General features: G+C 58.5%; 15 protein-coding genes. 6 read left to right on the top strand and 9 right to left on the bottom strand.

What is annotated here, in order from left to right:
• Nucleotides 1–67: 67 nt before the first annotated feature.
• Nucleotides 68–2179 (bottom strand): catalase, encoded by a 2112-nt coding sequence (locus CK227_RS35220; protein ID WP_095776115.1) that lies wholly within the window; start codon nucleotides 2177–2179, stop codon nucleotides 68–70.
• Between the two features lie 702 nt (nucleotides 2180–2881).
• On the opposite strand from CK227_RS35220, the gene CK227_RS35215 reads away from it, so the two are divergent.
• The gene (locus CK227_RS35215) at nucleotides 2882–3625 is read left to right on the top strand and encodes a DUF4142 domain-containing protein (RefSeq protein WP_095776114.1); all 744 of its coding nucleotides are present in this window, start codon (nucleotides 2882–2884) and stop codon (nucleotides 3623–3625) included.
• Between the two features lie 21 nt (nucleotides 3626–3646).
• Nucleotides 3647–4243 (top strand): hypothetical protein, encoded by a 597-nt coding sequence (locus tag CK227_RS35210; RefSeq protein ID WP_095776113.1) that lies wholly within the window; start codon nucleotides 3647–3649, stop codon nucleotides 4241–4243.
• Between the two features lie 74 nt (nucleotides 4244–4317).
• Here CK227_RS35210 and xth read toward each other — a convergent pair whose 3' ends face one another.
• Nucleotides 4318–5112 carry an exodeoxyribonuclease III gene (xth, locus tag CK227_RS35205; RefSeq protein ID WP_095776112.1) on the bottom strand — a complete coding sequence of 265 codons (795 nt, stop codon included), beginning with the start codon at nucleotides 5110–5112 and terminating at the stop codon, nucleotides 4318–4320.
• Between the two features lie 970 nt (nucleotides 5113–6082).
• Nucleotides 6083–6655, bottom strand: a complete 573-nt coding sequence (locus tag CK227_RS35185; RefSeq protein ID WP_095776108.1) for an NADPH-dependent FMN reductase — start codon at nucleotides 6653–6655, stop codon at nucleotides 6083–6085.
• A gap of 1343 nt (nucleotides 6656–7998) precedes the next feature.
• On the opposite strand from CK227_RS35185, the gene CK227_RS36985 reads away from it, so the two are divergent.
• Nucleotides 7999–8172, top strand: a complete 174-nt coding sequence (locus tag CK227_RS36985; RefSeq protein ID WP_179296041.1) for a hypothetical protein — start codon at nucleotides 7999–8001, stop codon at nucleotides 8170–8172.
• 172 nt (nucleotides 8173–8344) lie between these two features.
• Here CK227_RS36985 and CK227_RS35175 read toward each other — a convergent pair whose 3' ends face one another.
• The 6 genes from CK227_RS35175 to CK227_RS35150 all read right to left on the bottom strand — a co-directional run bounded on the left by CK227_RS35175 (nucleotide 8345) and on the right by CK227_RS35150 (nucleotide 19352).
• Nucleotides 8345–9295 carry a hypothetical protein gene (locus tag CK227_RS35175; RefSeq protein ID WP_245318414.1) on the bottom strand — a complete coding sequence of 317 codons (951 nt, stop codon included), beginning with the start codon at nucleotides 9293–9295 and terminating at the stop codon, nucleotides 8345–8347.
• A gap of 595 nt (nucleotides 9296–9890) precedes the next feature.
• A complete protein-coding gene (locus tag CK227_RS35170) occupies nucleotides 9891–11957 on the bottom strand; it encodes an FkbM family methyltransferase (protein ID WP_143750562.1) in 2067 nt (688 codons plus the stop codon).
• A gap of 71 nt (nucleotides 11958–12028) precedes the next feature.
• A complete protein-coding gene (locus CK227_RS35165) occupies nucleotides 12029–13540 on the bottom strand; it encodes a discoidin domain-containing protein (RefSeq protein WP_179296591.1) in 1512 nt (503 codons plus the stop codon).
• A 142-nt stretch (nucleotides 13541–13682) separates the two neighbouring features.
• Nucleotides 13683–14780 (bottom strand): glycosyltransferase, encoded by a 1098-nt coding sequence (locus tag CK227_RS35160; RefSeq protein WP_179296590.1) that lies wholly within the window; start codon nucleotides 14778–14780, stop codon nucleotides 13683–13685.
• A 19-nt stretch (nucleotides 14781–14799) separates the two neighbouring features.
• Complete coding sequence (locus CK227_RS35155; RefSeq protein WP_095776103.1) at nucleotides 14800–15576, bottom strand: hypothetical protein; 777 nt, start codon at nucleotides 15574–15576, stop codon at nucleotides 14800–14802.
• A gap of 26 nt (nucleotides 15577–15602) precedes the next feature.
• The gene (locus CK227_RS35150; RefSeq protein ID WP_095776102.1) at nucleotides 15603–19352 is read right to left on the bottom strand and encodes a glycosyltransferase; all 3750 of its coding nucleotides are present in this window, start codon (nucleotides 19350–19352) and stop codon (nucleotides 15603–15605) included.
• 903 nt (nucleotides 19353–20255) lie between these two features.
• Between CK227_RS35150 and CK227_RS35140 the strand changes: the two genes are divergently transcribed.
• From CK227_RS35140 to CK227_RS37685, 3 genes are all read left to right on the top strand, one after another.
• Nucleotides 20256–20900 carry a hypothetical protein gene (locus tag CK227_RS35140; RefSeq protein ID WP_095776101.1) on the top strand — a complete coding sequence of 215 codons (645 nt, stop codon included), beginning with the start codon at nucleotides 20256–20258 and terminating at the stop codon, nucleotides 20898–20900.
• Nucleotides 20897–21277, top strand: a complete 381-nt coding sequence (locus tag CK227_RS35135) for a hypothetical protein (RefSeq protein ID WP_095776100.1) — start codon at nucleotides 20897–20899, stop codon at nucleotides 21275–21277. Before CK227_RS35140 ends, CK227_RS35135 begins: the two co-directional genes overlap by 4 nt.
• A 95-nt stretch (nucleotides 21278–21372) precedes the next feature.
• Nucleotides 21373–23752, top strand: a 2380-nt coding sequence (locus CK227_RS37685) for a DUF4347 domain-containing protein (protein WP_143750560.1), incomplete at its 3' end; no start/stop codon positions are given.

Raw genomic sequence — 23752 nt, 5'->3', positions numbered from 1 at the left:
CCATCATCGCTGTGCTGATGCTTGGCGGGCATCTTTTTCGCGTGCGGTGGCGTTCTTCGCTATTGTCCTACACTTTTACGCTGGCCTCCCTCGCCCAAAGCCGCAGCTTTCTGCAGGATTCAACATACGCGTCCACGGCGCCGGCGTCCGTTAACGGAACGAGGCCTTCATCGGCGGCGGAGTCAACGCCAGCTTTCATAAGCAAAGGCAATGCCCCTGGTGTGAACCCGATGAATTTGCAATGCGCAAACGCGTCTGCCACGAAATCCCGCGCCGCCGCTTCCCTCGTCAGCAGTTCCGCACCTTCTTCCGTTAACAGCAGAGCAACCGAGTCAAAGAGCACCGACGGCCCGCCATCCACCATGTGCCTGGCGACGATCGTAGTGTCATCGTCGGCGACTACGTTGCCTGCTTTCAGCGCGATCACCTCCATTGTTGCTCCCTCCGCCTCTAGGGCCGCTTGCAGCGCGGTGAAAAGAGCAGCATCCATACCATTGCTGACGAGCACACCGACCTTGCGTCCTTCAAAACTGTCAGGGCCATTTTCGATGATGCTCAAGGCAGGAGACGGCTCCAGATCCTTTCGCGGTGTCACGGCAGCGTCCGCAGCCTTAGGCATGTCGGCGATGCCAAGTTTGTCCGCCACCGTCTGTGCCAAGCCCTCATCAATGTTGAGGAGATGAGCAATCATTCGCTCTCGGATAACCGGTGCCTCGACCTTGCTCAGTTCGAACGCCAGGGCCATTGCGATGTGGCGCTGCTCGGTAGAAGTCTGGCTGTTGAAGAACTGGATTGCCTGGCTGTAGTGATCCGCGAAACTTTCGGGGCGCAGTCTCACCTTTTGGCCGTCCTCGCCGTCGGCAAAGGATCGGAATCCTCGGTCAGGTGACTCCCTGGGCCCTTCACCAAAGGAGTTCGGTTGGTAGTTGGCCCGTCCTGTGGGGTTGTGCATCGCCATGTGCCCGTCCTGCTGGAAATGATGGAAGGGACATTTCGGTGCATTGATAGGCAGGTGGGTGAAGTTGGAACTTCCAAGGCGCTTCAATTGGGTGTCCAGGTAGGAGAAATTCCTGCCCTGCAAAAGAGGGTCGTTGCTGAAGTCGACGCCGGGAGGGACATTCTGCGTCATAAACGCGACCTGCTCCGTCTCGGCAAAGAAATTGTCGGGCATCCGGTCAAGGACCAATCGGCCAACGGGGATCGGTGGAAGGACTTCTTCGGGGATCAGCTTTGTCGCATCGAGGACATCGAAGTCGAAACCGTCCGCAAACTCCTGGTCAAAGAGCTGGACGCAGAGCTCCCATTCCGGGAAATTGCCCGACTTTATCGCGTCCCAAAGATCCCGGCGGTGGAAGTCCGGATCGGCGCCGTTGATTTTCACGGCTTCGTTCCACATGACAGACTGCATGCCGAGCTTTGGTTTCCAGATGAATTTCACGAAAGTGGATTCATCTGACGCATTGACCAGCCTGAATGTGTGAACGCCGAAACCCTGCATAAAGCGGAATGAGCGTGGGATAGCACGATCCGACATCACCCACATGACCATGTGCATCGATTCCGGCGTCAGGCTGATAAAATCCCAAAATGTATCGTGTGCCGACTGCGCTTGCGGAAATCCCCTGTCTGGCTCAGGCTTCACGGAGTGGATCACATCGGGAAATTTGATGGCGTCCTGAATAAAGAAAACTGGGATGTTGTTGCCGACGATGTCCCAATTTCCTTCCTGCGTGTAGAGCTTGACCGCGAATCCCCGCACATCGCGAGCCAAGTCGAATGAGCCCTTGCTTCCTGCGACGGTGGAAAATCTCACGAACGCCGGTGTCTTCTCGCCGGCGCGCTGGAAAATATCCGCGCGCGTGTATTTGGCTAGCGATTTGTAGGTCTCGAAGAAACCGTGCGCGCCATATCCACGCGCATGCACCACCCGCTCGGGGATGCGTTCATGATCGAAATGAAAAATCTTCTCTCGGAAATGGAAATCCTCGATGAGAGTTGGCCCGCGCGCGCCGACCTTGAGAGAGTTCTGGTCGTCGGCGATTGGGCTTCCCTGCGCAGTGGTCAGGGCCTTGTCGCTGCTTCCAGCAAGTTGGTGTAGCTCTCCACCCTCCCCTCTTACAAGGGTCTGATCATGGATGGTTGCAGTATTGATCTTCTTGGTCGTCGCCCTGCGCGCCATATGGTCCTCCTTGAGGGAACAGTTTCACTGAACAAGCTGCTCAGCAACCAGCGCAGAAGCGACAGGTTCCGCCCGAAACTGCGAGTTGTCGGATTTCTTTAATTGGACTGATGACGAAGGGATTTGAGGGCAGCTGCCGTCACTGCGCGGTTAGCGACCGTTGGCGCGCTACACGCGGAGGAGTTAGCTTGCGCGGTTCTTAATGGGCGATCGGTCATTGCGAACGCGTGCAGGGGCACGGCAAAGAACGCCGCCCTCGATCTACTGATGGCAACGCGACGCTTTCGCCTCGCTGAAACGGGACCGCGTAACTGCTCCTGGCTAGTGCAGCTGGCGCGGCACGAACCATGGCAGGTTCAACCGGGGAAGGCGGCATAAAGCATCACGCTCACCGAAATCTCACTGGGGCTTTCCAAGTCAGCGCATAACGCTTCCCGGCTAGCCTGACATGAGGTGCGGGTCGGCACTCGTCTTCCGCGCTGCTCCCTATAATGCGGGCCAGCTTCGATATCGGTATTCGATCTGTCTGCCGTGACATCATCCATGTGAAGGATCTGGCAACCGTCTCTCCAACCTAAAGTCTCGATCGGGGGGTAAAGCACCCCACTCGCTTCACAATCGGCCCGAGCGTTTTTCCATTGGAACCAAGCAAAGTCCGGGAGGTTTGCCTGTCATCGTCATCGCCAACAAAGGAGTAGCTGCATGAGAAATTCTTTTCGCCTGACGTCTCTATCGCTCGCCACCTCACTGGCGTTTGCATTGCCGTCGCTCGCCGCCGAAACCGCGCAAGACTTCGTAACCAAGGCCGCGATTGGCGGAATGTTCGAAGTCCAGTCGAGTAAGGTCGTCCAAGACAAGATTCAGGATCAGACGCTCAAGGATTTCGCCCAGAAGATGATCTCCGATCATGGGGCTGCCAACGCTAAGCTCGAAAGCATCGCCGGCGAGCAGAAACTGCAGGTGCCTGCCGATCTCGATGCTTCTCACAAGAGCGACGTCGACAAGCTGAAATCAGCCCCAGCACCGGTCGATAGGCCGTATGCGGACTTGCAGAAGGCGGCGCATGCCGATGCAGTCAATCTGTTCGAGACGTACGCGAAGGATGGCGACAATCCCGCCCTGAAAGCCTTCGCATCGGAGACGTTGCCCACGCTGAAGATGCATCAGGACATGATCCAGAAGCTTGCAACCAAGGCCCCTGCCGGCGAGAGCACCACGCCTGCGGTCACAAGCAGCGGCGCCAACAATCCCGCAGCTCCTGTACCCGGCGCCAACAGCTTCACGGAAGGCCAGGCAAAGAGCGCGATCGAGAAGGCCGGTTATGCCGACGTCTCTGCTCTGAAGAAGGACGACAAGGGCATCTGGCGGGGAACGGCGAGCAAGGACGGCAAGTCCACCCCAGTCGCTCTCGACTATCAGGGCAACGTCGTTGCCGGCACTCAGTAATCAGAAACAAAGGACAATGAGATGCAAACCATAACAGGATTGTTCGACAACTATGACGATGCCAACGATGCCATGGGCGAACTTGTTGCAACGGGCGTGCCTCGCGATGAGATCAGCATCGTGGCCAACAACGCGACCGGGTGGTACAAAGCCGACGAAACCGAGGCCGGTGAGGATGCGGCCGCCGGAGCTGGCCTGGGCGCCGTTATTGGCGGCGCCGGCGGCCTGGCGACTGGCCTCGGGTTGATGGCCATTCCGGGCCTTGGCCCTGTCGTTGCCGCAGGATGGCTGGCGGCCACCGCTGTCGGCGCGGTCGGTGGCGCCGTGGTCGGTGGGGCAGCTGGCGGCATTATCGGGGCTATGACGAAGGCAGGTGTCCCGGAAAACGATGCCCATGTTTATGCGGAGGGTGTCCGTCGCGGTGGAACGATGGTCACGGCCAGGGTCGAGGATAACCTCGCCCCGAATGCCGAACAGATCCTCAAGCAATACAACTCCGTCGACATCGCTGACAGACGCTCTGAGTACGAAGTCAGCGGCTGGACCGGTTTCGATCCAGAGGCCGACGTCTACCCTGAGGAAGACCTCCGCCGGGTCGGACGCGGGCGCGATCTCTGATGTAAACCGCGGGGCGGCGAAAGCCGCCCTGTCCTTCTCTTCGATCCGATCGGTCTACCCGAGCGCCTAAGCGGCTAGCGACCCTTGAGGTCGACCCAGGCGGGAGCATGGTCGCTTGGTTTCTCCCATCCGCGCAATTCAACATCGACGCCAGCTGCGTGAATCCGGCTGGAAAGCGCCGGACTCACCAGAAGATGATCCATGCGCAAGCCGGAGCTGCGATCGTAACCGCCCTGGTGGGAGAAATTCCAGTACGTGTAGATGCCTTTTTCCGGATGCATTGTGCGTACGGCGTCGACCCATCCGCTGGCCAACATGTCAGCATATGCCTTGCGACTCTCGGGGAAATACACCGCGTCTCCAACCCAGCGCTGCGGCACCACCGCGTCTATTGGGGTTGGGACGACATTGTAGTCGCCACACAGAACCGTCGCCACGTTTTCCTGGAGCAGCAGGTGTCCGTGGGCAATCAGACGGTCGAACCATCTAAGCTTGTACTCGAATTTTGGTCCCGGCGCCGGATTGCCGTTTGGCAGATAAAGACAGCCGACGATCAGACCATCGACCTCGGCCTCGAGATAGCGGCTGTGCGTGTCGTCCGGGTCGCCCGGCAGACCGCGTCGCCGTTCCAGGGGCACTCGTCCGCGAGCCAGGATGGCAACACCGTTGTATGATTTCTGACCGTGCCAGATCGCGCCGAAACCGGCGTCCTCGATTTCGTTGACCGGGAATTTCTCGTCCGATGTCTTTAATTCCTGCAAACAAACGATTTCGGCAGGGGTTTGGGACAGCCATTTGAGCAGCACAGACAGCCGACCGTTTACACCATTCACATTGAACGTTGACACACGGGTTATTGTCGATCGCATTGCGCCACCTATTGTGTTGATCTCGGGGGTGGATGACGTCGCCGCATGATATCGATAAGGCTGCTATGAAGATCATCCCAATTTTCAATTATGTCTTTGTCGGTAATGCCTTCTGCCTCTGCTTCAATTACGAGCCGTTTCGCAAGTTCCGTTATGACCGCACTATCCACGCGCCGGCCATCAAGCAGACCGTTTCTCTCCATCCACAGGTGTAAAAAGAGAACGGTGCGCTGACATATCACTTTGGCGCTCTCGAATTCTCGATCGCATAGACAACAATTCGCCAGAGGCTTTCCCTCTCTCCATTCCACCTAGGCAGAAAGTTGACGCCGCGCGTGTTCATTTATTCATAAGCTCATGCACGCTTTTCCGTTCCGGTTGTCGTGGCGAGTGCCGGAGGAGACGTTGCAAAAGTTGCTCCCGCGCGACTGGCGAAATTCCATTCCTGTCGACAGGAGCGCTGCCTACGCTAGATCGTTGGCGAGGGCTCTCGACAGGGTCAAGACAACCAGAAAGAAGGCTAAACCTGAAGATGCTCGAGCCGCGTTGAAGGGCTGGGCATTCTTCGCCGTTCTCATGGCCGGCATCTTTGGCCTGGCCTATGCCTTAATCGAAGTGTAAGTGGCTAACGATCCCGTCCGGTTAGCATTCCATCCTTCCAGTCACACCGACCGTGGCCCGGTGCTTGGGGGACGATCATTTCACAACTGCTTCAACCCGCGTAGCGCATCCCGCGCGTCGGCTCGCGCCTCGCTTGCTTCCGGATAGACGGCATAGGCCGGATAGGTGAATTCCCGGGCGCGCCTTTCACGACCTCCAGCTGCCCCGCCTCGATATGGGAAGCTGCGGCGCCCCTGCGGAAATAACCCATTCCGCCGGCGGCAAGGATGTACTTCAGCACGAGCGGACCAAGACCGACCATCAATCCCGGTCCTCCGAAGGCAGAGGAACTGGTACCATGCTGGCGACGTCAGGCGTCTTTAGGAAGCACCTGAAGTACCCGTGCAATGAACATATGGAACTCCGCCATGTAGTTGCGCAAAAACTGCTCGGTGGATTCAACCGTCACTTCGCCGCTATCCGTGATCAGGCCCGGCGTGAACTGTATATAGGCTTCCGGGGCATTCATTTGCGGCGAATTGCAAAAGCTCAGCACGCTCCGCAGGTTCTGCTGGGCCACGGCGGTTCCGATAGTGCCGGGCGAGGTCCCAATGACGGCCGAGGGCTTGCGAGCGAAGGAATTCTTTCCATAAGGGCGGCTTGCCCAGTCGATCGCGTTCTTCAGCCCGCCTGGGATCGAGCGGTTATACTCGGGTGTTATGAAAAGCACTGCCTCCACAGCGGCGATGGAGTCTTTGAAAGTGCGCGCGACAGGTGGAAAGTCGGCATCGTAGTCGTAGCTATAGAGCGGCAAATCCTTGAAGGAAATCTCCGACATCTCAAGCTCTGGCGGGGCGAGCTGAACGAGTGCTTTTGCAAGCTTGCGATTGATCGAGGCATTGGCGAGGCTGCCGATCAGGTAGCCGACCTTATGCGTGGTCATGAAGCCCTCCGGCGTTTCCCACCGACCCAACCAGCAGTATCCGCTTAATCAAGGGTAGGAGCCAGTAAAATTTCGTCAGGTGTCCAAAGCCAATCACAAGCTTTGGATATCAATCTTGGCCGGGCAGGCAAGGCATTCGCCACGTCGGCGTGCTCGGCGATATGGCAGTCATACCGGTCAAATGCCCCGTTGACGGCGACCCTTTTTAACCAGCAATCATATCCCGCGGACGGCCACCTCGATACGTTCTTGTGGATTGTGCTAATCGCCGGCCTCCTGTGGCTGGGGTCGCTGCGCTTAAACGCAAGCGATTGATCCGGTCACTCTCCTGGCCGGAAACATGGATCGGCCCGCTCCGTCGCTGGCACTTCCGATTACGGCAAACCCATAAGTTGACTCAGTGCGGTTTCTGCAGGCGCGGGCGCGCAGGCTTGGACGCCGATGCTTCCTCGGTTCTTCGCGGCCATAGTGATGGTTAGCGTATGGACCCACTGGGGAATGCCGGATAGCCGCGATGGTTGGCGTAAGCAAGATTTCGCGCGTTTGCAGGTCCAGCGCCCCCGCTTGCGGCCTTTTCTATACTGAGCGATACTCTTTGGGGAAAGCTTGGGTTGTTGGGGGTGAACTATGCCAATTTACGACGTCGCAGAGATGTGCCTCGATCGAATTGTTAGATCGAAGGCAATCGAAGCATGTAGTCCAGACGCGGCTGCATTGATCATGAATTCACGCAGGTCAATCTCCCAAAAATGGGAGACAGATTGGATCCGCGTGACTGACGAAAATGGTGGGCGAGTATTCGCGTACACAATCGCCGATGATGGGGCCGACGATCCCTGTGTGTGATGCGCGGCGGACCTGAAAAGCGGGCCGTCCGTCGGGCGCCATTCCGGGCAGCCTGCAACGGAATTGCCCAGTTCAACGATTGGATGACGTGGCAACAACTCGCCGGGCAAGACCCCAGCCACCTTTAGCCCGGCGAGCCTGCTGCCTAATCAGGAGCGTGATCAGGCCCGGGATGACCCGGTGCCTGGTCCAATGCAAGATCGCTGCCAGCGCCCCTGTCCCGAAATGGGACGGCAACGCCATGTCGAGTGCCTTGTGTTTGTTTTGGTGGTCAACACCACGGTGCGCCAGTGCGCCTTGTCGAAGACATTGACCAGTAGGTCGTCAGGCTTGTCGGTCATTAATGGCCCCCCTCCTTCATATGCATGCTTCGCGCATATTTGCATTGGCGCATACGTCGACCAGCCGGCGGGCCGTGCTCACAAACAGCCCGTCGGTTATTCCCGGCTCCTATTCACATCCCAATCTATAGGCATCGGGCCGCATGGAGGACCGTCATGGAAGCAGTTGGCCTTTACCGGTGCCCAGGAATTCCACCATTTGCCTGCATCGTCGAGCGGGCCAAGGCTAGTTACATCAGCCAGGACGCCTACAGATCCGGCGGCTACAAGCCAGACTTCGACGCGTTGCCTTGGGAGGCTGAGTACAGGGCCGCAAAGCAAAAAGCCTAGGAGGGAAGCTCGGTTTTGGCGGCAGGCTTAACCGAAGCCCGCCCCTTTGCCGTCGAGCGATGCGGGCTACGGACGCGCGTTCGCACGAGCTTTTTCGATCATCACGAAGCCTTTGCCTCCTGCTGGTTCCCGTGCGGTCTCCGGAGATGACGGGTGGCGGGTTTGCTGCTGATCAGACTATGCGCAACAGCTCGCGCAGGCGGACTGGCAATCTCGGCGAAGCCTGCAACTCAACACAGCTCGCCTCCCAGCGCTGCAGATACTCGGCAATCGGGATACCGGTACGACCGGGCCAGCGATTGAGTGAGCCCAGTGCCTCGACGCAGTCTGGTGCGCGGTCGTATTCGGCGAGGATGGTCACCGACATCGCCTGGGCGAAAGGATTGAGGCCCGGTGTTTCGATTTCGCTGCGATTGTCCGCAAACCACGCCGCGGCGTTGCCCGTGAGCGCTTGGCTGTCGGCCAGCGTGGTATAGCCTCGGATGATGTTCTGGCGATACCCGGCAATGGCATCGCCGAAGGCGTTGTCGCCGGCGAAGGGCGGGTTCTGCTTCCAGTCCATCGCCAGGCGGCCCAGCCCGCGCAGCGAGAAGGCTTCGACCATCGCTTCCTCGAGCCACTGGCAGGGTGGTGACGGCTTGGCCTCGGCCTGCCAGCTGTTGGCCGTGACGTGGCCGAGCTCATGCCCGAACTGGTAGGCAAGCTTCGACCAGTCGCGCTCGCCAATATCCACAATGATCCACGCCATGGTGCTGCCGTCCGGATGCAGCCAGACGGACGGTGGGCCTGACGTATGCTCGTCGACGCGAAGCCGGGTCGGCTGGCGATCGGAGACCAGGCGGACGCCATCCAGGCAGGCGTGCCGCATGCGCTCTACGACTTGCTCAGCTGCGCGCGGCAGCATGTGGCCCCAGTTGCCTGCGAGTTCGATGGGGGCGGAGAGAAGGGAGGTGGCGGTAGGATAAGGCGATGTGGTGGCCGCGCCGCTCGTGCCCCAACCACCTGACTGAGTCAGCGTCGCAGGGGCTAGGCTTCCGGCTGCTGAGCCCGCAAACAGGGTAACGAAATCCCGTCGCCGCATTTCGATTCCTGATGTCCGATCCATCATAATGAGGAGCATCATGTGAAAATCACAGAGCGTGTCCGTGAGTGGGAACGCGCACTTCGACCTCAGGGTTCCACACTGTTTGACTAGGCAAGCCGAAAGCACGAGGTGTCACGCCCTGGGCAGAGCTGAACTACTCCCAAGGATCGCCTCGGAGCGGCGCGCCGATGGGCAGCTGATAGCAGACGGATGGTGCAGTCCCATTCAGGATGGAACGCGTAGCCGCGTGTCTTCATCCCGGCTCCGGACGTGAGCCTTTTTGATAAGTCGCGCTATCGACGTGCCGGGCGGATAGTGATGGACGTGGAGCACTAGGCCCGTCGCCGAGCTTTTGCTGCTCGACCTTCTATACCCGGACACCCGTTCCATTTGAGCCGCCGCCATCGCGATCGTCAGCTCGCGGGCTTTCGGATAGCGCTCGCGCACGATCGCGCCAAGCCATTGGCGGAGACCTGCGAGACTGCCTCCAGACCGCCCCATCCTTGCCCGCGCCCATCGAGCTCCGAGCCGACCAACTCTCACTTTTGCCGAATCCCGCTCGCAATGCGAATTATGTGTTGTGACGGGACTCTTAAGTTCGCCAGCTGTCGCAGCGCCTACCGCACTGGAAGCCCTACCATTCTGTTGAAGGTGGGAACTGCCGCACCTGCTCGGTGAGTCCCCACTCGGAACAGATTACCGAGAGCTTCCATTTGCTCGCAACATCCAATTGCGCAATGCGTTCCTGCCGGACAGTAAACCACGCATCTAATTCTACGACGTCGCCATCGAAGTGGTCGACGGGCGAAATTCTTCGCAGAACTAATCCGAATCCGTCGAGCAACATTACAAGATCATGAAAAAGTCTCTGCTTCTCGTAAATCGGATATAGGTGTGCTTCCAACTGCAAGCCCAAACATCCGCTGAGCAGATCCCCAAATCCTTTGATAATTTCAAATTCCGTTCCTTGCGTGTCTATTTTGATAACATCAGGCGGCGGGACTTCGCCGGCTAGAAATAATTCTAAATAGGTTTTCACCTCGACATCAATATTCGACATTATATCAAACGCCGGTCTCACCGAATATCGATCGAGGAACGTTCGGTTAGGCAAACGCGTCGACGAGCAGCCACTACTTTTGGTCAAATACAAAGTCGATATACCAGAGGCTTCGCCGAGAGCACTCTGAATTACCACGACCTCCGCAAACCTGTTCGAGCTTTTCCTAAGTTCAACTGCCCTTGCCGGGTTTGGTTCGAACATCACCGCAACAATGCGATCCTCAACTTTTGACCATGACTGCTGAAGGCCACCGGCCGCTCCGATATCCGCTACCACGAGGTGTTTGCCAAGATCTAGATCGCGCCCCGACCGACTAGTCCACGACCTCCAGCTGTCGGCGGTTCTCACTTCGGGTCTTGCAGGCACAGATGCTGGAACTGAAGCGTCGATCATGTTGAGGAATCTGTCCGGAACAATCGCAAAACCACCTTTGAAACTTTGAGACGTGTTGGCACGATCTATTCTTAATCGGGATAAATCATCGGAAAAATCGAAGTCTCCTATGAGAGACGCATTAACTTCTTCAAGAGAATATGGAAACATTTTTCTTATAAATTCATCTTCGCTAAGTCTAAATTGCGTACCATGGCCCGTCCCCAACGAACTTTCTGCCCATTGAATGGACTGAGTCTTTCGCAAATTTTCGAGAGCCAGGTTTCGATCCATCGCTTTAAGATGAAAGAGGAACAGGCTTCTGTTTACCAACTGAGGGTACTGGCAACTATGAAATCCAGGATCCCACGTCAGTGGAATCCTAGAGATTAAAGGTTTACAATAATCTGCAGCAAATCGAACGTACCGCCTTTGAGACAATATCGGGCGACTTAGGTTGATATTCGGCTCCACATTCTGCATATGCTGCACCTCGACACCAAGGGCAGTGACAAACTGGTCACACTGCCGCCCCACGAAATCGACGAGTCCGGCAAACAGCGCTGGATCCGGAATCAATATCTCATCAACGTCCGAGAATATCACCGCGTCGTAGTAGCAGAGCAAACTCGCTTGAAATCTGCTTACAAATGCCGATCTTTGGTACTCATCAAATTTGTCTCGAGGGACCCGAACGGTATTTGCACGTCCTAAGTTATTTGTACTCCCATCGTCCGACCCGTGGTCTAGAACGAATAGGTTTTCTTCACCGACGGCCCGCCCGTAGTGCCGTCGCCAGATTGGCAGGAACACTCTCTCGTTGTATACCATCGTAACCGCGGCGATCTTTAGCTGCTTTGCCACGTCAGGTTCGCGAAGCGTGAACCTCTCCCACGCGCCGCATTCCGTGCGCGAAAGAGTGATCCGCCCATCAGATTCTGCACTGAGAAAGGCGCCTAGCGCCTTGAGTGCAATCTGACCTCCGTCAAGACGCACCACTTCAAGAACGGTTGAAGTTGCGGTAGTTCCCGCTCCCAACGGCCCTACAATAGACCAGGAATGGTTGGTTGAGCAGGCTATCGGGTGAAGCGTCGTCAATACGACGTGCATGATTTGGGCGCGCGGTCCATCAAACACGAGTCTCGCATTCGGCGGGCTGATTGCGGGGGAGCCGTGCCGCAACTCACCTGTCGTCGGATCAACATTCAGAACGGTTCCGTGCGTCGTGAACACACGCATCGGCGATCCTGGTTGTTCTGTCGGCACGCCATCCTCCGATACCTAGCAGTTCATTCGGCCCTCTTCCTACTTCAAATTGGTCCTTCTCGGAATCGAGTTTAGCACTGGAAGTGGCCATAGACTTCGACTTCCGATAAGTGCAGATACTCCCTTCGTGGAATCGAAATCCGCACGAAGCGGATCAGGACCGGTTCCTCGGCGCTCCACAGCAATGGGCGGCCGCTGCTGCACCCGCCAAAGACCTGCCCGGGCTCGGTGCGGAAGAGCAACGTCCATCGCTCTCCATCTGTTGATCCCTCCACAATCAGTGGCGAGGCTCGTCGCTGCATCCACTCTGGAATATTGTCACGATTGAATATCCTAATAGCTAACACTTGAGCTAGCTGTTCAAGGTCAACCATCCACCACGGATTTTCGGTATTGTTAGTGTGAAATCCCAGCACTTTCGCTGGATTTCCGTTTGCGGCATTCCCCGCGTCTTCCTCCACGGTGCGGCCATTGGACCATTGACTCACGGAACTTTGAGTGGCTCGCTTGTTAAGCGCGAGATTCGGCAGCGACAGGTCTATGCGCGGTTGCGCCTCAAGCTCGCGGACCGGCTGGTAGCCCCGCAGTCTACCAACTTCGAGATAGTGGTGCAGCGGATCCTCGAACCACCCTTCGCTTATCTCCATTGCGGCGTCGATGTATCGGTGCGCGTACCAGACGGAGTCGAAGGTGATGGCAGACCCCTGCGCCGCCCTCGTCGGCAAGCCGTTGTCGTAATTCTCCCTCGGCACACGCAGGAAAGGAGCGGCGGTCTTCAGCAGCGCGACCTGATTGCGCGATATTTCTTTCCATCTGCCTGATATCCGTTGGTGATATTCCAGGCTCTGTTCCTCAGGCAATCCATAGTTCAACGGAAATAGAAAGTATCTATAGCGAATGTCGTCAACCGGCAGCAGATCGATCTCGCGATGGTGCGCTGGATTGTAGAAACCACTGAGTGGAAGAAAGATCGTCTGCGCTCGGGAAAGCCACGCCGCTAACCAGGAGAACGTACTGACCGCAACGACAATGTTCTTTGCGGAACGAATCAAATCGAAGTCCGCCCTAGGCCCTTGGCTGTCGTAAAAGATAGCTTTCGGGAAGCGAGATTTAAGCTGTCGTACGTACTCTGAATCGGCGAGCTGTCCGGCAAACACCGGATTTAGTCCTGTCGAAGCGATCACATCCTCATAAAACTCTATTGGAAGGAGTGGATAGTGGGGTACACCCTGAAGAATTTCAGCGGTACGAACATTAATCAGCAAGTCACTTTCGCCGATTTTCCGCGAGGGGGGACTGTAAGGGAAAAGCGGTTGATAGACGTGAGGCGGCTCAAGGAACTCCATCCTCTGCAGATGGTCGGCCATCATTATGCGGACCGACTCGCTCCGGTTCGCAAGAACGCAAATCTCATTAATGTGAGGCCGGAAAGCGTCCCAGGTCCATAGATCTATATTATCAAAAAAGTGTTCATTCTGCGTATCGTCGGGAATTTCCAGATCCCACTCCGGAATCGAAACGTCAACAATGCTACAATTCGCAACCCGCTTAGATATTGTTAGAGCACCCATATACTGGATCATTTTATTTGCTAAATTGCCTCGATGCCTCATAACGACTACGCGCCTGCGCGTAAAGTAATTATCTTTCGTCAACTGCATCATCGCGCCACACCTCCGTAGTCCCTGTCCCGCCATACTTACTGACGGATTTTCGAACCCCACATCAAAACTGTTTAACAGTTGCACCACCTTGCGCAATATTCTTCAACTGACAGAAGTGTCGCAGGTTATTTTTCAACCTGTTGTTCTCCGGGTCCAAGTTCAGCGCCCTTTGTCCCCATTCCACGGCACGGTCCATGACATTGAGGCGCCAGGCCGCGATGGCGCCAAGGTCGTACAGCCGAAACCCCCAGCAGTTCGCGTCGTCAAGGTAACTACCTGTGCGGTAGGTCTTCTCGATCCCATTGGTGCTGGCCCAGAAGAGATTCAACCAGTCGGCCTTGCCATGAAACTCTTCGGCCAGGTCAAGCCAGATCTCGCGCCGGTGCGGTGCTTCCATCCTGGCCTTGTCCAGCCAGGACAATTTCTGCTCTGGCCGCATGCGTGCGATATAACGCATCGCCTCGGATCGTTCTTCCGCCCACTTGCTTGTCGGCAATTCAAGGTAGCGCTCAAGCAGTTGAACGGCCCGCTCTTGTTGGTTGGTCCACATCAAGTCCCGCCCGAGCCAGAAGCAGATCTGCGCGTCGTCGGGATCTTCCTTGTGCGCAACCTCCATCAGTGGCAGGTAGCTGCTCCTTGTTGGCTTGGTGAGGTCCTGCACTTCGAACATGACAATGTCGTTGCTGTTCGTGGTGACCTCTCGATCGCCGGTGAAAAACAAGGCCTCATGCACTGGCCGCTTGAAACGATATCCCCAGCGATGGTGAAAATTCTTCGCCGGCCAGCTTCGCAGCGGCGTAGGGTCATCGACACTCGATCTGTAGACCGTCTGGCAATAAAGGGCTGTCGTCTCGGGCGTCCAGGCCGCCTCAAGCTTCGGCCGCCAGCCGGGCTCGAGAAATCGATCCATGTCCATTGTACAGCAGACATCGACGTCGGCCGGGATTAGCGCCATGGCTGCGTTGCGGGCATCGTCGAAACGCCACGGGCGGACCGCTATCCGGTGCACGGTAACGCCGGCAGCGGTCAGCCGCGCCACCGTGTCATCGGTACTGCCGGTGTCAGCGACAATGCGATAATCGGCGTCGACGGCCGAGTTGGCCCAGCGCTCCACGTTTGCGGCCTCATTCAACGCTATGGTGTAGACGGCGACTTTCACCAGAAACCTTCCATAGGATCTATGCGCGAAAGGAGTATGTTCGGTAGATGAAACGTATCGGCCTGGCGATGTATGGATTGGTATCGATCATGGTAAGAATTGACTTCATCTCTTCATAAGGATCAACACCGATCGAGCGAAGATACGAGTAAAATGCACCCGTCTCGTGATTGCTTACTTGGGTATGCCGCATCAGAAATTCATCGACGATGCCCGCTGTCCAGCGGTCCGCGAGGTGATGACCCCAATATAGATCCAGTCCCCATCCTGAGATCGATAGGTCAAAGGAATGGAGCATCTCCTGCAGGAACGCGCGCCGGAAGAACGGGGCCATGACCTCGACCCAATTGGTGGTCCGCAGCTTGAGGCCGGGATGCTGGCGTGTCAGCCCCATCGCGTCGATGCAATCCGGGGTCAAGGCGGGTTGAGCAAGATCAAGCGAATATTCTTCGCAAATTGCAAAAAAGGCATCTGGATTGAAAAGAAGTTCTATATCGTCATCAAGAAATAAAGCCCCCTCATAGACGTTATGAAGGTCTGTAGCCTCGAAGAACCGTTTAGCTCCGTGCATTTTTGATCGGCCGCCCGCAAAAACAATTTCGGCCCGATTTCGAAGAATATCGTCCGGGTGTGGCGTGGCGTAGTAATTTATCGCGAGGTCGTACTGGCGCTCCCCTTGCGGAGTCTCGGAAAAAAAGGAAGGGCGACGCTTCGATCCGGCACGTATCAGGACGAGATATCGCCTCGGGTCGCTCGGGACCGACAACAGCTGAATTTCGTTCGAATTCTCAAACATTGAACCGACGGTTCTCGCTCAGATTGTTACCGAGTATCCCCAGTTCCCGCGCACTTGCGTATGGCTACGAGACCACCCATCAGCTTGGCGCGATTCAACTCGTAGTGGCTGTCGAAGAACAGGATTTCGGCGAACTGACCGGCAAGCGCGCTCACCCCCAGCGGATCGACCGAACGCGCGCTGCCCTGCTCCTTGATCTCACGCAGCAGGGTCTTGGTCAGCGTGATCTTGCTCGCGTCTTCACCGGGCGGCTGCCAGTCGAGGTCTTCGATGAAGTACCAGCCACTCGGTTTAAGCAAGGAAAAGAATTCGCGAAGCGTAAGCTGTTCCCCAAAGGACGCGTGGCTGCCGTCGTCGATCACCACGTCAAGTGACGCAGGCTCGAGTTTCGCGGCGATTTTGCGCAGGTCCTCCGCCCTGGACTGATCGCCGACAAACGACCTGAACCTATCATTGTTCAGATGGGAAAGATCGTTGAGGTCTACGCCGATCACTTGGCTAAACGGAAAGTACTTTTGCCAAAGGCCCACCGATGCTGGTGTGGCCCGATCGTCGATCGCCGCACCGCGGTGCTGTACGATCTCCATAATACGCCGCACCGCAAGCCGGTGGCTCGACAGCAACTGATCATAGACGCGAGCATAGCTGTGCCGGTTGCCTGTGTGTCGATTCTTGTCGGTCGGAAATTGGTCGGCAAGCTTCGTTAGCGAGGAAAATCCGGCGAGGGGATCCATCAGGGACGAGATCAGCGGCGCCCCTTCGCCGCCCAGCCGGGCCTCATTGCGCGCCGTCCACAGATGGACGCCGAACACCCGCTCATCGTTCAGATAGTCGGCCAGTTCCGCTATCGGCTTTTCGAAGCGGTCGATTTCATTCCAGTCGATCGTGTTGAAGAACATCGGGCTGAACACCCATTCCTGCAGCGCGGCTCCCGCGTCGGAGGCAATGTAGTCGGACAAAAGCTTGGGGCCGATGTCTCCGAATTCCTTGCCGCGTGCTTCGTGAAAACGTTCGATCGACAATTCGTACAGCGCCCTCAGATGACTGCTGTAAGGCCGGGCATAGATAACATTGCCGCAGATGAAGTGACCTTTGTGCGATCCGCGCCACTGCAGGTTGAAGAAATGATCCCCGCGAAAGGGGAACGGTCGCAGCAGGATGACGTCGGAATCCATCCAGAGCCCGCCATGCTCGTAGAGCAGGGCGTAGCGGAAGATATCGCTGAAATACCTGATCTCGGAGCCGGCGACGATCCGCTCGAACAAGGCTCGCGGCATGACGTCGTCGGCATTGCGGAGTTCGACCCCGTGCGGGACGAGGAATTCGAGCTTCTCCGGTGCGTAGCTCCACACCCGCACCGGATGGCCCACTGCCCGCATCGACGTCGTGGCCGCGATCAAAGTACGATGCTCGGCCTTGTCGGACATCACCTGGTAGAAGCAGTTGATCTGCGGAAGCGCGGTACCGTCGCTGCCAAGGAAGCGGGAAATCCGCGCGTCGAACTGGCGCGATCGTTGCCGCCGTTCCGGGGGAGAATCGACGTCGCGCAGGAACGGCGCGAGCTCATGGAAGATGTCGTCTGCCGACTTCATGCCGCCAGGGCCGAGGTCCTTGCCTTCCGACGGCGCCTGGCTTGCATCGCCCATGGCTCCGTTGTCAGCACAGTCAGGCTTGATCCCTGCTTTGGTTGGCGCAGCGCCATGCCCCGAGACCAGCGTCACCCTGGACGCCGTGCCGGCCGCACCTGATGGCAGGCTATCCACGTCTTCTAACATCGACCTAACCTCCGCCTCGTCGACGGTCGCGATCCAGGACTCGCTGTCGGTGACGCTGTAGGAAATCACCAAACGCCTTTCGTCAGGGTGCCACGCCAGACCGGCAGCAAATTCGACGCCCTTTTTGTCGAAGAAGAACGGCCGGCTTACTTTTCGCAAGGTGTTGGCTTCATCGAACCAGACGAACCGATGCAGGTAGTAACGCCGCTTCTCGGCGGCCCGCCACTGGACTTCATGAATCAATGCAAGCCACCCGCCGGCAAATGCGATCAGCTGTGTTCCACCCCTGAAACTCTTCGCTGCAATTGCGGGAGGAGTCTCGCTGAGAGTCGAGCCCCGCTCGTCCACGGTCCGGGTGGGATCGCAAAGGTAGATGAATTGCAACGCCTCTGCCCCTCCCCCCACCGTGCCTGGCTTGACTTGCGGCATCCAGTTCTTCTGGTGCAGCCGCGGCCCCGCCGGGCGGAGTACGCGCCAGTCGGTGAGCCGGCAGGAAGCGTCCTCATCAATGCGCGCGACGATCTGCTCGCACCAGCCCTCCTCCGTCAATTCGCGCACGCACGAGACGCCCCATAGCGCATCGCGCCAAGCGAACAGGCGCATGTCCTCAAATCCGAGAACACGGTCGTTAGCGGGTTCCGGCATATCGGCCGGCGGCAAAACCTCGCTTGCGGACTGAATGGCGAGCTCATCACTTAATCGGAGAAGGAAATTGCGCGTGTGAACCGGCACTCCACCCGGCGTGTCGTATTGCAGGTTGTCTTCGGCCAGCGTGTAATTCACCGTTCGCTGCAAAAGCACGATCAGGTCGCCCAATCGAGCCACCGACTGGTTTGACGACCGATAGCCATCGGGCGCCGTAAAGCCGACCGGACGCGCGCTAAAGGACGGCATCATTGTCTTGGCGGGCTGCACATAGAAGAACAGGTTGGACCACGCCAACTCCCTCGGGCCATCGTCGATTGTCCGGTTCAGCGCCAGCCAGTTGCATGCCGCGAAACCACGGTCCTTGCGCACGGGGTCGCGCGCGTAGTTTGCCGCTATCGCAAACTCTTCCACCATGCCTGTCGTGTAGATGTAGTCCTCGATAAACAGGATGTCCTGTTCCGGCCGCTTGATCGCCAGCCCCGCTTCAGAAAACAGGGCGCTGGCGTGGTTCATCCCTTTGTCGCGGTAGAACCGGGCCAGGTCATAGAGCGGCTCGGCTCGTTGCGGCCGTTGATTAAAGGCGGCAAGGGCCTGCTCAATGAAGCCGGGCTCGTCGCCGAGTTTGCGCAGGCAGCGAGCCCCCTGAAGGCGGGCGTTCCACGCCTCCTCGTCCCAGCCGCCCATGGCGGCGCGTTTGGCGTAGGCCACCGCGGCCTCCGCGGTCCGGCCGGCATCGCGATAGGATTGCGCCAGGTAGAACCAGTAGCGCTGATTTTCCGGATCCTTTTCGAGGGCTTCCAGCAGAAGCTTCGCATCACGTTCGAATTTGTCGACGCGGTTCGATCCGCTGGCGTGGTCCTTGTACCAGGCACCGCGCAGCTCCTGCACGCCCCCAGGCACATCGAGATATTCGTGGGTCACACCGTAATAGCGCGCGCCGGCGTCGCGCCTGACCAGGCGCGTGTTCCAATAGGCCAAGCCGGAATCCGACCGCTGCAGCAGCCGATAGCCCGCACTGTCGAGCCGCGATCGGAAGCCCGCGTCCTCGACCATCAGCTCCATGTCGGCGTCGTCAAACAGCAGATAGTCATAGGCAAGCGGCGAGGCATAGGCGTGATCGAGCGCTGCGTTGCGCGCCTGCTCGAAATTGTGGAATGGGAATTCGTGCAACTCGCCCGGCAGGTTGCGAGCAGCGAAAAACGATTTGATGAAATCCTGGGTCCCGTCGGTCGAGCCGGTATCGCCGATGACCCAGCAGTCGATGTGGTCGACAACCGCACCGAGACAGCGTTGAAGGTTCGCCATCTCGTTCTTGACGATCATGTTGAGGCAGAGCCGCTTGCCGTTTGTCATTCGCGATCCATCGGCCTTCAATGTGACTGTCGGCGATAGGGACGGTTCGCGTGTCGCCGCGCTTGCCGGATCCGTTTCGATGCGGATTCGCCGAGCCTGGACCGCTCATGCCTTCGCCCGCTGTAGCTGTCCACTTGCCAGTCCGGCTGCGCAACAGCTTCTATTTCAAAGATCCGATCACTCCTTCTCATGGATCCTATAGGTCGTTCTCAGGAAACCGCGCTTAACCTTGTCCACAGTGGTTAGCAGCCAGCCGTCGGGCCAGCGGGCGGCAACGGCGACCGTGAAAGGAGGCTGCTTGAACTGCAACCGCCGGCATTCACCGCTCCGTCCGGTCTGACCGGTAGGTTCTGTATTTCGCCGCCATTTGCAGGCTGCCGTCAAGGCCGAGGCACCAGCATCCGCTGAGACATTGCCAACCCGTCTGGCTGCGCCATCGTCGATAATTTGCATGGAAGATGGAGACCTTCAATTGCTATCTAAAGCAGGCAGGATTGCAAGTGGTCCTATTAAACATCTGATTGTCATAACGATTCTCCAAGCCATCTCCCCTGCAATTGCCAAAGCGGCACTACCTCGTTCGAGCTAATTTAGTAGTTGCTTAATTTATAGTTTACAATTTGCTAATTTTCGAATCTACTAAACCGCGGTGTTGAGGGGCCCTCGCAGTTTGGACGGCCGAATGCCGGAATGTCTGCGAAACTCTTTCTTGGGAGTTGAGTTAGAAGGGTCTGGGTTATCAAGGACGTTTCGCGGATTGGAAGGCGCGTCCACCGGGCACGCCAGTTATATGTCGCGACCATGTCCCCCCTTGGTTTGGAGGCGGACGGCTTCCCATTCCCTTAAGAATTGTCGCCGAGGCATCGGCGCCATCGTTGATGGGAGTGGGTGTTGGGTCGAGTCTTGCCACGTGCGCACGGGAGGGGTGCACAGCCTCGGTTCGGCTGGCCGCAAAACCATCAGCCGGCCGATCGCCCGGAGTTCGGTGAGCACCAATATGCGCGCGAGGCTGACCCCGCCGCGCTGGACGCAACCGGCATTCAGCCTGAACCCGCCCTAAACCAGACCGGCTTCGCCATCGGCCGCGTACGCGAACTCGGCGCGGACCCGGCGGTGGCGACCTCGATTGTCGCAGATCACTTGTCGTTCAACGTCATTCATTTGAAGGACGACGGCTTTCCAATCCCGGAGTTTCCTGACGAGCCGACGCCGAGCCTTCGGCGTAGCCTGGAGGGATTGCGTAGTGGGTGGGATGACATCGCCTGCCGACCGGCGGTGCCATGGTACAGCACCCCGTTTCGGACGGCGCAGATCCATTTGCAGACAAGCGCTGGAAACGATCGGCCAGACGCTGCAACCGATGCTTTGGACATCGGCGGCAATCCCTTCATGGCAGTTGCGGGCGGCTCACGGCGGGGTCGTCCACGCTTCGCTGATCCGCCCCACGATGCGGCGCCGTTCGATGCCACGACGCCGCCAACCCGACAGAGACTATCCGCCCGCTCGATCGCGCCGACCTTGCTGGCGCAGCCGATCGGCGGCGATTGAAAATTGAGAGTGACGACAGAAAAACGCAGCGGCGCATTCGTCCGCTGACCACGGAGAGTATCATGAGCTATATAACAGGGTTTGCAGTCATGGAAGTTACCGTTAGAGGCGCCTTGCCCATCGGCGACACGACCGAAAATGTGCCTTATTTCATCCTGGACACGGCTAAGAGCGCCATCGTCGGTCAGGTCATCCTGCCCAAGGCCGTCAAGCGAAGCCTCGCTGTCGCTGTCACCGTCAAGGTTCCGGCCGCAGCCGGCTCATTTGCGATTGGTACGTTTGACGATGGCGGGAATTTCCAGGCCTGCAGCTTTCTCCGCGTAGAGAGCCCTTCTGTCCAACGACCCGACGGCGCCGTCGGTCTATCCGGAAGATGACCGTCCAATCTCCTTGTCGTTGTCGCGACCGCACGCCGGCCTAGCGTCGGGCGGTTTTTCCCTAGGATTGAGTTCAAAGCCAACAGGAGCCAGTCATGGCCCGTGCCTCTGAAATTCTCTTTGTCGATCCTTCAGTCTCCGATCTCAACACGGTTCTCGCCAATCTGAGGGCCGAAGTCCAAGCAATAGTGCTGGACGGCCGCCGACCGGCGGCACAGCAAATCGCCGCCGCGTTGTCAGGGCACGAAGGGCTCGACTCGGTCCACGTCATCGCTCATGGCGCGCCTGGCCGGGTTAGCTTTGCTGCAGGAGAGTGGTCGGCCGCCACAATGAAGGAAGATGCTGGGGATCTTGCCGCAATCGGCAGGGCGCTTGCAGCGGACGGCGAGCTGCGGCTGTGGAGCTGCGAGACGGCATCAGGGAATGCAGGCGAGACCTTCATAGGGGCTTTGGAACGGGCGGTCGGCGCGGACGTCCGTGCATCCCGGTCGCTGGTTGGCGCAGCCGCCCTGGGCGGCGCCTGGGAACTTTCCGAATCCTCCCCTCTGCCGCCAATCACTCCAGTTGGCGTGGCGAATTACGCCGGGGTACTTGAAGCGGGCGACCTGACGCTTACCGGCACTGTAGATGCGGGCAGCAGTAAAAGCATTAATACATATTACCTTATTGACACACAGAATACACCGGCTACTACAGACGACTCGGTTGTTGGCAGCTTTGTTCTTCCGTCCTCAGCTAATGTCGCCGCTCCAAATTTTGCGATAACTATAACAGTCCCTGATATTACTCACACATATCTTATCTACGATTCGGGATTTCGCCTATACGGCACGCTTTCCCCTACCGTCCCCGCCACTAATCCTCAAACTTATACTTTCTTTACCGAGACCATCAACAATATCGGCGCCGCAGGCAACGACGGCGATCACTTTAAAAATGGCCAATTGACCATCGCGAGTAGTGGTGCCGTGGGTGCAACAGGCCCTGCAGGCCCGACCGGAGCCACGGGTGCTACCGGTGCGACAGGTGCCACGGGGGCAACTGGAGTGACGGGTTCGACCGGCGCCACGGGCTCAACAGGTGCGACTGGCGCAACGGGTGCTTCAGGTGGCACCGGCTCGACTGGTGCGACAGGCTCTACCGGTGCAACCGGAGCGAGCGGTGCAACAGGAGCCACGGGGGCGACTGGCGATACGGGTGCCACGGGTTCGTCTGGCGCCACAGGTTCGACCGGCGCGACCGGAGCGAGTGGTGCAACGGGCTCCACTGGCGCAACAGGCTCGACCGGTGCGACTGGCTCGACCGGTGCGACTGGATCGACTGGGGCAACTGGATCGACCGGCGCCACGGGTGCCACGGGTTCGTCTGGCGCCACAGGCTCGACCGGTGCGACTGGCTCGACTGGTGCAACTGGCTCGACTGGTGCGACCGGGGCAACTGGCGACACCGGCGCAACCGGAGCCACGGGTGCCACTGGCGATACCGGAGCGACCGGAGCCACGGGTGCAACTGGTGATACCGGAGCGACTGGTGCGACCGGGGCAACTGGCGACACCGGCGCAACCGGAGCCACGGGTGCAACTGGTGATACCGGAGCGACTGGTGCAACGGGTGCCACTGGCGATACCGGAGCGACTGGTGCAACTGGCTCGACCGGTGCGACAGGCTCGACTGGTGCCACCGGTTCGACCGGTTCGACCGGTACGACTGGCTCGACTGGTGCCACGGGTTCGACAGGTACCACCGGTGCGACTGGCTCGACCGGTGCCACGGGCTCGACTGGCTCGACCGGTGCGACAGGCTCGACTGGTGCCACGGGTTCGACCGGTACGACTGGCTCGACTGGTGCCACGGGTTCGACCGGTGCGACCGGCTCGACCGGTGCCACGGGCTCGACCGGCGCAACAGGTTCGACTGGTGCCACGGGTTCGACTGGCTCGACCGGAGCAACGGGCTCGACAGGTGCCACCGGTTCGACCGGTGCCACAGGCTCGAGCGGTGCGACTGGCTCGACTGGTGCAACTGGCTCGACTGGTGCCACGGGCTCGACAGGTGCCACCGGTTCGACCGGTGCGACAGGCTCGACAGGTGCCACCGGTTCGACCGGTGCGACTGGCACGACCGGTGCGACCGGTGCGACAGGCTCGACTGGTGCCACCGGTTCGACCGGTTCGACCGGTACGACTGGCTCGACTGGTGCGACAGGCTCGACAGGTACCACCGGTGCGACTGGCTCGACCGGTGCCACGGGCTCGACTGGTGCAACTGGCTCGACCGGTGCGACAGGCTCGACTGGTGCCACGGGTTCGACCGGTACGACTGGCTCGACTGGTGCCACGGGTTCGACCGGTGCGACCGGCTCGACCGGTGCCACGGGCTCGACCGGCGCAACAGGTTCGACTGGTGCCACGGGTTCGACTGGCTCGACCGGAGCAACGGGCTCGACAGGTGCCACCGGTTCGACCGGTGCCACAG

The organism is Mesorhizobium sp. WSM4308 (genome assembly GCF_002294905.1).
Taxonomy (GTDB): Bacteria; Pseudomonadota; Alphaproteobacteria; order Rhizobiales; family Rhizobiaceae; genus Mesorhizobium.
The sequence above is the reverse complement of the archived record's forward strand: the minus strand, read 5'-3'. Positions and strand labels throughout refer to the sequence as shown.

What these genes read in the sequence shown, in the direction of transcription:
- CK227_RS35220 (WP_095776115.1), bottom strand. Translation starts at nt 2,179, where the DNA reads ATGGCGCGCAGGGCGACGACCAAGAAGATCAATACTGCAACCATCCAT.
- CK227_RS35215 (WP_095776114.1), top strand. Translation starts at nt 2,882, where the DNA reads ATGAGAAATTCTTTTCGCCTGACGTCTCTATCGCTCGCCACCTCACTG.
- CK227_RS35210 (WP_095776113.1), top strand. Translation starts at nt 3,647, where the DNA reads ATGCAAACCATAACAGGATTGTTCGACAACTATGACGATGCCAACGAT.
- xth (WP_095776112.1), bottom strand. Translation starts at nt 5,112, where the DNA reads ATGCGATCGACAATAACCCGTGTGTCAACGTTCAATGTGAATGGTGTA.
- CK227_RS35185 (WP_095776108.1), bottom strand. Translation starts at nt 6,655, where the DNA reads ATGACCACGCATAAGGTCGGCTACCTGATCGGCAGCCTCGCCAATGCC.
- CK227_RS36985 (WP_179296041.1), top strand. Translation starts at nt 7,999, where the DNA reads ATGGAAGCAGTTGGCCTTTACCGGTGCCCAGGAATTCCACCATTTGCC.
- CK227_RS35175 (WP_245318414.1), bottom strand. Translation starts at nt 9,295, where the DNA reads ATGATGCTCCTCATTATGATGGATCGGACATCAGGAATCGAAATGCGG.
- CK227_RS35165 (WP_179296591.1), bottom strand. Translation starts at nt 13,540, where the DNA reads ATGATCCAGTATATGGGTGCTCTAACAATATCTAAGCGGGTTGCGAAT.
- CK227_RS35155 (WP_095776103.1), bottom strand. Translation starts at nt 15,576, where the DNA reads ATGTTTGAGAATTCGAACGAAATTCAGCTGTTGTCGGTCCCGAGCGAC.
- CK227_RS35150 (WP_095776102.1), bottom strand. Translation starts at nt 19,352, where the DNA reads ATGACAAACGGCAAGCGGCTCTGCCTCAACATGATCGTCAAGAACGAG.